This window comes from Brevibacillus borstelensis, from assembly GCF_003710865.1.
In the GTDB taxonomy this organism is placed as follows: Bacteria; Bacillota; Bacilli; order Brevibacillales; family Brevibacillaceae; genus Brevibacillus; species Brevibacillus borstelensis.
This window is the reverse complement of sequence record NZ_RHHO01000023.1, coordinates 108,613-120,921: the sequence shown is the minus strand read 5'-3', so window position 1 is coordinate 120,921 and position 12,309 is coordinate 108,613. Positions and strand designations below refer to the sequence as shown.

13 protein-coding genes and 1 riboswitch are annotated in these 12,309 nt (G+C 51.4%); of the genes, 5 read left to right on the top strand and 8 right to left on the bottom strand.

The window, feature by feature from the left end; translation table 11 throughout:
* Nucleotides 1-504: 504 nt before the first annotated feature.
* Complete coding sequence (locus tag EDM54_RS12335) at nt 505-1,839, bottom strand: PhoH family protein (RefSeq protein ID WP_003386300.1); 1,335 nt, start codon at nt 1,837-1,839, stop codon at nt 505-507.
* 197 nt (nt 1,840-2,036) lie between these two features.
* On the opposite strand from EDM54_RS12335, the gene EDM54_RS12330 reads away from it, so the two are divergent.
* A complete protein-coding gene (locus EDM54_RS12330; protein ID WP_003386301.1) occupies nt 2,037-2,648 on the top strand; it encodes a YhcN/YlaJ family sporulation lipoprotein in 612 nt (203 codons plus the stop codon).
* Nucleotides 2,649-2,679: 31 nt separating this feature from the next.
* Here EDM54_RS12330 and EDM54_RS12325 read toward each other — a convergent pair whose 3' ends face one another.
* The 3 genes from EDM54_RS12325 to EDM54_RS12315 all read right to left on the bottom strand — a co-directional run bounded on the left by EDM54_RS12325 (nt 2,680) and on the right by EDM54_RS12315 (nt 5,787).
* The gene (locus tag EDM54_RS12325) at nt 2,680-3,864 is read right to left on the bottom strand and encodes a trans-sulfuration enzyme family protein (RefSeq protein WP_031932802.1); all 1,185 of its coding nucleotides are present in this window, start codon (nt 3,862-3,864) and stop codon (nt 2,680-2,682) included.
* Nucleotides 3,861-5,024 (bottom strand): aminotransferase class I/II-fold pyridoxal phosphate-dependent enzyme, encoded by a 1,164-nt coding sequence (locus tag EDM54_RS12320; protein WP_003386303.1) that lies wholly within the window; start codon nt 5,022-5,024, stop codon nt 3,861-3,863. Before EDM54_RS12320 ends, EDM54_RS12325 begins: the two co-directional genes overlap by 4 nt.
* Before the next feature lie 94 nt (nt 5,025-5,118).
* Nucleotides 5,119-5,236: riboswitch (SAM riboswitch) on the bottom strand.
* 92 nt (nt 5,237-5,328) lie between these two features.
* Nucleotides 5,329-5,787, bottom strand: a complete 459-nt coding sequence (locus tag EDM54_RS12315) for a pyridoxamine 5'-phosphate oxidase family protein (protein ID WP_024984000.1) — start codon at nt 5,785-5,787, stop codon at nt 5,329-5,331.
* A 150-nt stretch (nt 5,788-5,937) separates the two neighbouring features.
* Here EDM54_RS12315 and EDM54_RS12310 point away from each other — a divergent pair, with 150 nt between their 5' ends.
* Entirely contained in the window at nt 5,938-6,273 is a 336-nt protein-coding gene (locus EDM54_RS12310; RefSeq protein ID WP_003386306.1) for a DUF5665 domain-containing protein, read from the top strand.
* A 75-nt stretch (nt 6,274-6,348) separates the two neighbouring features.
* Here the strand turns inward: EDM54_RS12310 and EDM54_RS12305 are convergent, their stop codons facing one another.
* The 3 genes from EDM54_RS12305 to EDM54_RS12295 all read right to left on the bottom strand — a co-directional run bounded on the left by EDM54_RS12305 (nt 6,349) and on the right by EDM54_RS12295 (nt 8,458).
* Nucleotides 6,349-7,701, bottom strand: a complete 1,353-nt coding sequence (locus EDM54_RS12305) for a hypothetical protein (protein WP_003386307.1) — start codon at nt 7,699-7,701, stop codon at nt 6,349-6,351.
* Nucleotides 7,702-7,843: 142 nt separating this feature from the next.
* On the bottom strand, nt 7,844-8,119 hold the full coding sequence (locus tag EDM54_RS12300; RefSeq protein WP_003386308.1) for a hypothetical protein: 276 nt from the start codon (nt 8,117-8,119) through the stop codon (nt 7,844-7,846).
* Between the two features lie 12 nt (nt 8,120-8,131).
* The gene (locus EDM54_RS12295; RefSeq protein ID WP_003386309.1) at nt 8,132-8,458 is read right to left on the bottom strand and encodes a YlaH-like family protein; all 327 of its coding nucleotides are present in this window, start codon (nt 8,456-8,458) and stop codon (nt 8,132-8,134) included.
* 255 nt (nt 8,459-8,713) lie between these two features.
* Here EDM54_RS12295 and EDM54_RS12290 point away from each other — a divergent pair, with 255 nt between their 5' ends.
* On the top strand, nt 8,714-8,947 hold the full coding sequence (locus EDM54_RS12290; RefSeq protein WP_003386310.1) for a hypothetical protein: 234 nt from the start codon (nt 8,714-8,716) through the stop codon (nt 8,945-8,947).
* Nucleotides 8,948-9,022: 75 nt separating this feature from the next.
* Nucleotides 9,023-9,499: a glutathione peroxidase gene (locus EDM54_RS12285; protein WP_003386311.1), complete on the top strand. Its 477-nt coding sequence runs from the start codon at nt 9,023-9,025 to the stop codon at nt 9,497-9,499.
* A 184-nt stretch (nt 9,500-9,683) separates the two neighbouring features.
* Here the strand turns inward: EDM54_RS12285 and typA are convergent, their stop codons facing one another.
* Entirely contained in the window at nt 9,684-11,519 is a 1,836-nt protein-coding gene (typA, locus tag EDM54_RS12280; protein WP_003386312.1) for a translational GTPase TypA, read from the bottom strand.
* A 137-nt stretch (nt 11,520-11,656) separates the two neighbouring features.
* Here typA and EDM54_RS12275 point away from each other — a divergent pair, with 137 nt between their 5' ends.
* Entirely contained in the window at nt 11,657-12,280 is a 624-nt protein-coding gene (locus tag EDM54_RS12275; RefSeq protein WP_003386314.1) for a YhcN/YlaJ family sporulation lipoprotein, read from the top strand.
* Nucleotides 12,281-12,309: the final 29 nt, after the last annotated feature.

Sequence of the window (12,309 nt, the reverse complement as noted above, 5' to 3'; positions counted from 1 at the left end):
ATGAGGTTTTGGCGCTTTGCAGCCAGCGCAAGCTTCCGAATTTGCCGTGACTGAAGAGGACAGCGTAAAAACCAGAGCTGCTCCGAGTAGAATACCAGCCAGTTTTTTCATTGTTTTCACCTCCTTATTTACTATATATTCACTATATTCCATATATTCCCTTTATCGAAAAAGCACTTTATTTGTCGATCGTTGTCTATCTTTTTACCAAAAGATTGCTGATCGCGTTTTTATCCATAAATCAAAACCGCTCCCAAATTGGGAGCGGCCGTGTCGAACCCGTTGCTATGGGGTAGTACCGATTATTCTCTTTAGCTCCTCAACCTCCGTAACAGAGTTTGTCTTACCTAAAGAGTACGGTGTCCGCCAGTTCGATTGATATCGAGAGCGTGATCATGACCATCCACGGTTCTTCGCCTCCTGGAAGGCTTTCGCCGATTTTGATTCATGGATCATCGGGTTCGACAATCCTAGTATGTCCGGATTCGCTTGCACTATGCACACTTACAGCAAGTCTGCCGCAAGCTGTGCCAGAACGCTGCGCTCCCCTTTTTCCAAGCGGATATGACCAGCCAGTTTCTGATCCTTAAACATCTCCACCACGTACGTAAGTCCATTGTTGCTCTCGTCCAGGTATGGATGGTCGATCTGCTCGGGATCTCCCATCAATACGATCTTCGACCCTTCCCCCACCCTAGTCAAAATGGTTTTCACTTCATGCTTTGTCAGGTTTTGCGCTTCATCAATGATAATGTACTGCTCCGGAATGGAACGCCCGCGGATATACGTCAGCGCTTCTACCTGAATGCTGCCCATCCCTGCCAATATTTTGTCAAGGTCACCGGAACGTTTTGTATTGAACAAATACTCCAAATTATCGTAAATCGGCTGCATCCAGGGACGAAGCTTCTCTTCCTTCTCACCGGGCAAATAGCCAATGTCTTTCCCCAACGGGACGATTGGCCTTGCTACAAGCAGCTTCTTGTATGTTTGCAAATCTTCAATTTGCAAAAGCCCCGCGGCCAAAGCCAGCAAGGTCTTCCCGGTACCCGCTTTTCCTGTCATCGTCACCAGCGGAATATCCTCTCGCAAGAGCAATTCGAAAGCCATCCGCTGCTGGACATTGCGGGCCCTGATTCCCCAGATCGGATCGTCGTCAGCGACCAGCATCTCCAGATTCTTTCCATCGATGTCAACCTTCCCGATAGCCGATATGGACGGATTCAACTCATCCTTCAGCACCAGGAACTGATGGGGATAAAAACGCTGCTGCGGAAAACAGGTGGAAAGTGACAACTTTCGGCTGCCGTAATAATTTTTGATGATTTCCGGGGCAACCTGCATTTTGTGATAACCACTGTAAATGTGGGAATACTCGCCGACGACGCGGTCCGAAAGAAAGTCCTCGGCAATCAGTCCAAGCGCATCAGCTTTCACTCGCATCAGGGCATCCTTCGAGACGAGTATGACAGGGCGTGGTTGAGGCAAGAGGTTTTCTTCTTCCTGCAAGTTAAGCGCTACCGCCAGAATGCGGTTGTCATTGGTCATTTCCGTAAATTGCTTTTGAAGCTTGGCAAGCGAGGAATGGTTCAATTCGACGCGCAATAGCGCACCCGTTTCCAAAAGGATGCCTTGATGCAGATGCCCCAATTCGCGAAAGCTGTCAAACAGCCGCGACACATAACGAGCGTTGCGGCCAATCTCGTCCATATAGCGCTTTTTGGAATCAATTTCTTCCAACACCACGGCGGGTATGACGATTTCGTTATCCGCAAAGGAAAACATCGCTCGTGGATCTTGCAGGAGTACGTTGGTGTCCAGCACGTAGATTTTCTTCAAAATCTCGCCTCCTAATACCCATCTGTTATACCCTATGCAATTGCGGGTGGGATGCTCAGTAGCCGCGACGTGATGTACTACAGTCTATGTCGGCAAGAGTGAAGATAGACGAGTCCCGCATGAAAAGGTGGACAGGAGAACAAAATACAGATAATCATGCATGACTTGTGTGGGAGCAACTTAAGAAGCGAAGGAGAATGACCGTGAAGCGGACAGCCGTACTTGTACTCAGTGTCAGCCTGCTGCTCTCCGCCTGCATGTCTGGCAACAAGCCTCCCGGGAATCAAGCAGCACCGCAGCCCGGGAAACGGGCAGATGAAACGCAGCGCGTACAGCAAACAGCACCGTCCCCTGGCTATAACCAATCGTCACAAGCTACTGCAGACCGGCTGGTTCAACTGGCCACCCGTGTACCAAACGTAAAGGATGCCACCGCTGTTGTATTGGGCAAATGGGCTGTTGTCGGCATCGACGTCAACGCCCACCTGGATCGCCCTGAAGTAGGGGTCATCAAATATACAGTGGCAGAAGCCTTGAAGGAAGATCCCCAAGGCGCCACTGCGCTCGTAACGGCCGATCCCGACATCGTTCAACGCTTGCGGGAAATGTCCACTGATATGCAAAAAGGCCGGCCCGTGGCGGGTATTGCGGAAGAATTGGCTGATATTGTCGGACGCATCATTCCCCAAGCCCCTCGCGATGTTCAAATGAAAGAGGAAGCGCCATCCAGAGAAAACGAACAACGCCTGAACAACAGCGGCAACGCAAAACCGGAAGGAAATCGCAAAATACCGGTCAACCGGCAGTAAAAAGCTCCTCAATAAAAAGGCATTCTCCCGGTTATGCCCCGGAGAATGCCTTGCTTTTGCTTTCAGATAAAGCGGCCTCTACACCTTCAAGCGCCTGTTCCAGGTCGCGGACGAGGTCGTCAGCGTCTTCCAGTCCGGCGGATAAGCGAATCAATCCGTCCGTTATACCGCGACGCTCTCTTTCTGCCGCTGGCATAGCGGCATGTGACATCATCGCCGGATACGACAGAATGGTTTCTACGGCTCCGAGACTGACCGCTACGATCGGAAGCGTAACCCGATCAAACAAAGCCTTCGCCCGCTCTCTGCTGCCCACATCAAAGGACAGCACGGCTCCGTGGCCGCTCGCCTGCCTCGATTGGAGCTGGTGGCCGGGATGACCCGCTAGTCCCGTATAATGTACCTTTGCAACGGAAGGATGATTTGCGAGCCATCGAGCGATCTTTTCCGCTGTTTGGGTGCTTACATCCAGTCTGGCTTTCAGCGATTTCAGCCCGCGCATCACCAGCCAGGAATCCTGCGCTCCGAGTACCGCTCCCATGCCGTTTTGGATAAAGTAAAGCTGTTCACCCAGCTCAGCATCCTTGGTAACAGCCAGCCCTGCAACGACATCGCTGTGGCCGCCGATGAACTTCGTCGCTGAGTGGATGACGATATCTGCTCCGAGTTCAAGCGGACGCTGGTAGTACGGGGTCAGAAACGTATTGTCGACAATGACTATGATATTCTTGGCCTTTGCGATATGGCAGACAGCTGCGATGTCTGTCACCTTCAACGTCGGATTAGAAGGTGTCTCCAGGTAGATCCCGCGAGTGCGAGGAGTGACGGCTCTCTCCACTGCCTCTACGCAGGTCGTATCCACGAACGTAACGTCAATATTCATGCGGGACAACACTTTGGTCAAAAAGCGATACGTTCCGCCGTAGACATCTTCTGCCACGACAACATGATCGCCCGCGGAAAACAGCATAAACACGCTGGAAATCGCGGCCATGCCGGAAGCAAATGCAAATCCCCGCGCACCGCCCTCCAGGACGGCAATCGCCTCTTCCAATGCATGCCGGGTCGGGTTGCCGGACCGCGCATAGTCGTATGCGCCCGGACGGTCCAAATCCGCTTGGTGAAACGTAGATGCCTGGTAAATCGGCGTGGATGCCGCACCGGTCACCGGATCGAAACAAGATGTCCCGTGAAGCAGTTTCGTGGCAAATTTCATCGTCTACACCCTTCCGCTACCAGACTTGCATCGAGAGCCTGTATCAAATCATGAATCAAATCATCCGGATGTTCAACTCCTACCGACAATCGCAGCAAACGATCACAGACCCCGACGTATTCTCGAATTTTTTGCGGAATGTCGGCATGAGTCTGTGTCGCCGGATACGTGCACAAAGACTCGACGCCTCCCAGACTCTCCGCAAAAGAGATGATGCGCAAGTTTTCCAAAAACGGCCCCACCTGAGCAGAGAAGCGAACGCGGAAGGACACCATGCCGCTGTAACCGGTCGCCTGTTTGCTCTGAATCTCGTAGCCGGGATGATCGTCCAATCCCGGATAGAATACATCGGTGACCGCCGGATGCTCCCGCAGTTTGCGCGCAACCTGGAGAGCATTGCTCTGATGTCGCTCCATACGCAAAGCGAGCGTCTTCATGCCTCTGACCAGCAGCCAGCAATCCTGTGGGCCGAGGGTTGCACCGATGGAATTGTGCAAAAACCGGACCTTTTCAGACAACTCAGCGCCTTTTGTCACAATCAGGCCAGCCAGCACGTCATTGTGGCCTCCAAGATATTTCGTCCCGCTATGGAGCACCAGATCTGCCCCCAGCTCCAGTGGACGCTGATAGTACGGCGTCATAAAGGTATTGTCCACGATGGTCAGCAAACCGCTTCGTTTGGCGATCCCGGCTACGCAAGCGATATCCGTTATTTGCATCAGCGGATTTGTCGGCGTCTCGATGAGAACGGCTTTTGTCTCCGGACGGATCGCGCCCGCAAATGCCTGAAGATCGCGCAGATCAACATAGCTGAACTGGAGCCCGTAGCGGGAAAGGACCTGCTCAAAAAGACGGTATGTCCCACCGTATAAATCAAGCGAAACGATCAAATGGTCGCCTTGAGAAAAAAGTCCCATGACTGTGTGAATCGCTGCCATCCCGGAAGCACAGGCAAAACCGGCATCACCGCACTCGGCCTCTGCGATCGCCTCCTCCAGCACCTTGCGTGTCGGATTGGCCGTACGGGTGTAATCGTATCCGGTACTTTGACCAAGAGACGGGTGGCGGTAAGCGGTCGCATAGTAAACCGGGAAGCTTACCGCGCCCGTGATCGTATCACGACCTACCCCCGCCTGTACCAGTTTCGTTTCCAGATGCATAGCAATCTCTCCCTCTGCTTTGATGTTGAGGGCATGAAAAAGCCCTCTTTTCTTTTGAAAAGAAGGCTTTGTTTACGTCGCCGCAAGCAAACCCTTCTCATCTTTCAGAGCATGATTTGCTCTGCAGGAATTAGCACCAGTATCGTCCTGTTAACAGGAAAATTGGTTGCCGGGCATCATCGGGCCAGTCCCTCCGCCTCTCTGGATAAGAAGTTTGCTATTCAATTTGTTGATCCTAATACTAACGGAAATATCGAGTGATTGTCAACAGATATTTCCTCTTCGTTTTCACCCGTTTTCTCTGTTACTCCGCTTTGCGCAGTGCTGTCATCACCTGATTGTCCAGCTTCGCCGCCGCATTTTTATCATATGTTTTTTCATACTGCGGTTCTACGGAGATACGGGAACCGTAGAACATGACATCACGCACCGCCTCAATGGTAACCTCCACCATCGCCAGCTTCAGGGGAACCTCCTCCATCCGCTCACTCTTCAATACAGCCCTTCCGTTAATGGCATAAGAAGAGCCAGCACCAATCAAATGCAGAACCACTTGTGGCTGCTTGGCGATATTGGTCAAGATGCGTGAACGGTTGTCTACCGCAAACCGGATGACTTGCGGCGATGCCGCAAACGTCCAGGAAAGCGAGCTGAGCGATGGCGCCCCAGACTCATGGTCAATGGTGCCCAATGTGATAAACCGCTCCTGCTGCAACAACCCGAACAGTTCCTCCGAAAGCGTTTGGGATACGGTCTCAGCCATTCCGAAGCCTCCTTGTGTAAGTTTTGTACGTCTATTGTACCCGCCAAGGAAGAGATAGGCAAACCTTTCCGGCATGCGCTTGATTCTTCCCCTTTTTTTCCCTACACTGTTACTTAACTGGTAACCATAGGAGACAGGAGGAGAAACCAGATGTCACAAAGCCCCACAGACCGCCTGTTGTCAAAGATTGACCAGCTCCTCGAAGAAATTCAGGAGGCACGCAAATTAAATGACCGGATGGACAAAATCGCCATGTTTTTAGAGGATATCCGTCTGGCAGATGTCATTCAAAATTATACAGCCCCGCGCAAGCTGCTTTGGATCAATTTCCTGGCAGGTCTGGCACGGGGCCTGGGACTGACGATCGGAACAGCCATCGTACTGGCCATTCTCGGTTCCGTCCTGAGCAAATTCCTCTCGATTCCCATCATCGGGGACTACATCAGCCAACTGATGGATTATGTCTCCACCTACCGTCAGCCCTAGTCAAATGGAATGATTGGCAAGCTGCCCGGAGCAGAAAGAAGATTGCCATTCGTGGCCGCTCAAGAATGCAACGGATTAATCGTTGTCGCGATCGTCGTTATCGTCATCGTCATGGCCATGCTTTTTCCAGTAGCCATACGCATTTCCGTTCGGATGCTTTTTGTCTTTGTCCTTCTTTTTCTTATCTTTATCTTTATCGTCATCAACTTCGTTTACTGGCGTACCGTGAGGAATGTCAGCTTGTGCTACGACCTTCCCGTCAACGACTACTTCCAGATGGACGGACTTGGCGCTGTAAGAACGATTTTTGTAAGAGAGCTCCACTTCGAACTCCCCGTCATCGTCTATCTTGACCTCGTGTTTTTTGCCGTCCGGAGCGATTACATACAGCTTCGCTTTTTGGTTTTTGGAGAATCCTGCGATTTCCCCTTCTACTTCAATTTCCTTATCTTTGGCGTCAAGCTTGGCGGTTCCGGTAATTTTGTATTGGGCAGGCTTCGGCGTTTCCGGCTTGGTCGGTTTATCCGGCTTGTTGACAACAAGCAGATCGACGGATTCCGAATCAAGCTTCTTGCCGTCCTTGTACACCTCAATCAATACTTTCCCTTTGTCAGCCTCTACATCCTTCATGGTGACTGAATAGGAGCCGACACCGTCCCACAGCTTTTTCACGCCGGCGCCTCTCTTGTCTCCGTCATAGGTCACGACTACTTTGCCTGCCGTAAGGTTTACAATGCCGTTTACTTTCAATTCACCCTTTTTGCTATCCAAAACAGCCTGCGTATGAATCAAAACATCGGAATCTACAACAGTTCCCGAGTTGATCCGCACTTCGCGGGTATCGACCAGTTTGTCGTTGACGTAAGCTTTCACTGTCGCGTATTGCGGAGTCGCGCTCACAGTGGCCGCAAAGCTCACCGAAAAGCTGTCGTTGGCCGTTGGCACGACTTCGATGCTGTCGCCATTTGGCTTGACAACCACGACTTTGGTTACTTCATCCGTTACTTCACCTTTCAGGTAGGTGGTGCTGTCTTTTGTCTCTGGAGTTAGGCTGACAAAGCCCTGCTCGGTTTCATCAAAACGTACTTCGAGGTAAATATCGGAATAGTACTCCTTGTAAATCCGGTTCCACTCCGCCTCATTTTGCTCAATGTACGTTTGCATTTTTACGTCGAGATTCAGTTTGTCCACTACAATGTACAAGTGATCTGCCTGCGTTTTCAGCAACAGATTGAGCGTGGCCGGATCGTTTGTTGCCAGCTCTTTCAGATTGTAGCGAGTCACTTGCTTGCCTTCTTCATTCATGACAACCTTGATCGCACTGCTGCTTCCGGTTGTACTGGCATTGGCCAGCAGCGGCGTTACGCCCCCAATTATCGTAGCGGCAGCCACAACTGCCAGCACGGGCCTGGTCATGTATTTTTTCATTGATGTACTTCCCCTTTCCATGTTTTCCCTCAATGCCCTGGGCACAGTTACAGACGAGGGCAACCTTGGAAAAGTTGCAGAAATAAAAAATAGGGCCCCGCCAAAGCATGCAAGGCGGAGCTATCTTGTTTCAGAACAGTGATTATGATTCATTGTATCGCGGTTCAAGCTCGATTGCCCTCAGCAGGGATTCTGCCTCCTCACGATCGTATCTCCGTTCGACCTTCTCTTGATTGCATAGAACGGAAACCACGTAGCTGTCTTCATTTGCCTCGTAGGTCAGGTTGCTCGCCTGATGATCCTCTTTGAGAATGGCCTCAAAAAAGGCGGCAGTATCAGCGGCGGAGCGATCGTCCGGACGAGCATCCGCAACGATCCTGATCTGCAGCCAATTGGCCAATGCATCCTCACGCTTCACGTGCGCTTCCCCTCACTTTCTGCTGCTTCCTTCCGGCTTGATTCTGACCTTGACGATCACCAGGATGGCAATCGCTACGAGCAGAGCGCTTTTCACAGGCAGCTGCACATCCAGAATGCCAAAGATCAGAGCGCCGATAAAGAGCAGTACGTAAAGCAAAATTGTTTTTAAAATGGGCATTCGCACACGAGTGGCAAATCCCATGTAATAGACAAGTATCAATTGTACAAAAATGATCCACACCCGGTTATGATCAGCCCACATCCGAAAGCTGTCATAAGCCGAAAGTCCCTCCGTTGAAGAAGGAGCATAGGTAGAAACAACCTCAAACCATTCCATCTTTAACCCTCCTGCCCTGCGGCCATACTGCTTCGGGTAAGCGCTCGCAAACCAGCGAATTCTCCCCCGCATTTTCTCTCGTATGTAATGATGTTTCCCAGAGGCTCTTGCACTGGTTTACCCCATCCTTATCACTTTATCAGTTGCCTTGAAACCTGTCAAAATGCTGTGACTGCAGGTTGACAGACTGGCATGCATTCTCGTCCTGTTTTTTTCATACGTTCAATAGAAAAGAAGCGGTCGGGAGGGGTTCGCATGAAGCACGCTCAGGTACAGGCAAGCCTGCAGTTTCTGCAGGAGCGCTTCGGTTATTCTGTCATGCATGATTCTCGGCGAAAGAGCGGGAATGGGGAGATCCGCACGATTATCGCCCAAAACCCGGAGGGAGTTGTACGCATCCTGCAAAGCACCGCACGAAAAGGGTCGGAATCTGTGCAGCAAATCATCTTGTCCGAGGTCGAAATGACGATTATCAAACAGTTGCTTTAGCCGGCAGGCTGGAATGACTCCCCTTTGACGTGGTATAGTGGACGGGATCACAACTCTTTGAAAGAGGTGGAATCCTTGCGTATTTACGACATCCCCGTCACAACCATCGCTGGTGAAGAAACGACACTGGCCCGCTACAAGGGCAACCTGCTTCTGATCGTCAACACTGCCAGTGCTTGCGGGCTGACTCCGCAGTACAAAGGACTGCAGGAATTATATGAGCGCTATCGTGACCGCGGTATGGTCGTACTTGGTTTTCCGTGCAATCAATTCGGCGCTCAGGAGCCTGGTACGGCTGAAGAAATTTCGGCATTTTGCGATCGAAATTACGGAGTGACTTTTCCCCTGTTTGCCAAAATTGATGTAAACGGACCGATTGCTCATCCCCTGTATCAGTATCTGAAGCAGCACGCCCCCAACGAGGAAAACCAGGACATTGAATGGAATTTTGCCAAATTTCTGGTCGACCGTGAAGGAAACGTCGTCAAGCGGATTGATCCGCGGGTGAAGCCGGAAGAATTGACCGGGCTGATCGAACAGTATTTGCAGTAGGGGCAAACCAGTTCATACACATTGGTCTCGGGTGAATGCCTGCGATGTTTTTTGCCTCTTGGCCGAAGCAATTTCTTGCTGAGAAAATGAAAAAGCCGCCCTTTTACCAGGCGGCTTTTTGCATGGTTACTTTCGTATCCGGACAGTATGTCATGCCAGACAAAATTGCGTTTGCCTCTGCAAATCAAGACTGAGACGCATAGCGTTTTTGCTTCTCGTAGCGTTCGCGCTCCGATTTGGTCAGATACTTTTTACGCAAACGAACGGATTGCGGGGTAACCTCGCACAGTTCGTCGTCATTCAGATATTCCAGCGCCTCTTCGAGCGTCAAGAGACGAGGCGTTTTCATTTTCACGGTATCATCCTTCGTTGCCGAACGGACGTTGGTCGCGTGCTTCTCTTTGCAGACGTTTACGGTCAGATCGTTGTCGCGGTTGTGCTCGCCGACAATCATTCCTTCGTATACCTCGGTACCCGGCTGGATAAACATGATGCCGCGGTCTTCGACGGACATCAGACCGTACGTGGTGGCCGTTCCGGTTTCATTGGAGATCAACACGCCTGCATGGCGTCCGCCAACGCTGCCCGGAACGAGCGGACGGTAGCTGTCAAAGGAGTGGTTCATGATGCCGTATCCGCGTGTGATCGTCAAGAACTCTGTACGGTAGCCGATCAGACCACGGGACGGAATGATGAATTCCAGGCGAACTTGGCCAAAGCCGTTGTTGATCATGTTGACCATTTCAGCTTTGCGTTGGCCAAGCGTTTCCATGACGGAACCGGTGTATTCTTCCGGCACGTCGATAATCAGGCGTTCGGCTGGCTCCATCTTTTGGCCATCGATTTCCCGCACGATTACTTCTGGCTTGGATACGCCCAGCTCAAAGCCTTCACGACGCATGTTTTCAACCAGAATGGACAAGTGTAGCTCACCGCGTCCCGATACGATAAACGCATCCGGAGAATCCGTTTCGTCTACGCGAAGGGATACGTCCGTCTCCAGCTCGGCCATCAGGCGGTCGCGCAGCTTGCGGGAAGTTACGTGTTTGCCTTCGCGTCCGGCAAACGGGCTGTTGTTGACGAGGAATGTCATTTGCAGGGTCGGCTCGTCAATTTTCAGCAGCGGCAATGGATCCGGATGATCTGTATGGCAGACAGTTTCCCCTACGTTGATATCCTCGAGACCGGCGATGGCAACGATATCACCGGCTTTTGCCGTTTTTTGCTCAACACGCTGCAGGCCAGAGAATCCAAACAGCTTTTGCACACGCATCCGTTTAACCGAGCCGTCCCGTTTTACCAGGGCAACGGTGTCATTTACGTTCAGCACACCGCGGTAAATACGGCCAATCCCGATGCGGCCGAGGAAGTCATTGTAGTCCAGCATCGTAACCTGCATCTGCAATGGCTCTTCGGAGTTCGCTTCCGGAGCTGGAATGTGCTCGATGATCGTCTCGTACAGCGGACGAAGGTTTCCTTCCAGTTTGTCGGGCTCCATACCCGCAATCCCTTGCAATCCGGATGCGTATACAATCGGAAACTCCAGTTGATCTTCGGTTGCGTCGAGATCAATAAAGAGGTCGTAAACTTCGTTGATGACTTCTTGCGGACGTGCATTATCACGGTCCACTTTATTGACCACGACGATAGGCGTCACTTTTGCTTCCAGCGCTTTTTTCAATACAAAGCGAGTTTGCGGCATGCATCCTTCAAAAGCATCGACGATCAACAGAACGCCGTCCACCATGCTCATAATCCGTTCTACCTCGCCGCCAAAGTCGGCGTGCCCAGGAGTATCCAGAATGTTGATGGTGTACTCGTTGTACTTAATGGATGTGGTCTTTGCCAGAATGGTAATTCCGCGCTCCCGCTCCAGGTCATTGGAGTCCATCATCCGCTCTTCAACCTGCTGGTTGCTGCGGAATGTACCGGATTGAATCAACAGTTTGTCCACCAATGTCGTTTTACCGTGGTCGACGTGTGCAATAATTGCGATGTTGCGTATGTCAAGACGCTTCATGTAAACCTCCTCTAGTATGCGTACCTTCCATATTAACAGGTAGAGAAAAATGGCACAATGGGGTGTTTTGACATCCAGCCCCTTCCTGAGTATCGAGTGCAATGCGGGCTCATACTAACCGAAGGAGGTGGCTCCCCATGAATAAATGGGCGTATTCTCTTGTTGGCGTAATGGTGCTGGCAACTGTATCCGGGTGTGCAAATGCAGGCACGGATCAAAATAAAGGTACCCAAACAAACAATTTGGCATACCAGCGTCCAGCTAACCTGCAAAACAATGCGCAGCCTAACAACGGCACCGCAAACAATTTCGGAGCAAACAACTACGGTGCCTACAATTATCAAAACGGCTTTACTGCCCAAGGATTTAACCGCGATGTCGCAGATCGTTTGGCGCAAGCAGCAGACAATGTTCCCGGGGTTGAAGGAGCAACGGCAGCCGTGTACGGGAACGATTGCATTATCGGCGTCAGGACCCGTTTTGGCGCTCAAGATATGCAGCAAAGGCAAGCCATCGAACGCCAGGTTCACTCTGCTGCGCGGGCTGCCGCACCAAATCTCAACATCCGCGTCACTTCAGATGACAACATGTACAGCAGGGTGCAAAACATCAGCAACACCGTGACGAACGGCCTGGCGAACACCACCAATGCCGTTACCTCCGGGCCGAATACGGTAACCGGAAATCTGGCAAACGCCGCAAACGATTTTACCGTATTGCTGCGGGATGTCGGCCGTACGATAACCGCTCCGTTCCGTTAAACCCGGGCAATTTTTGACACAAAAGAGGT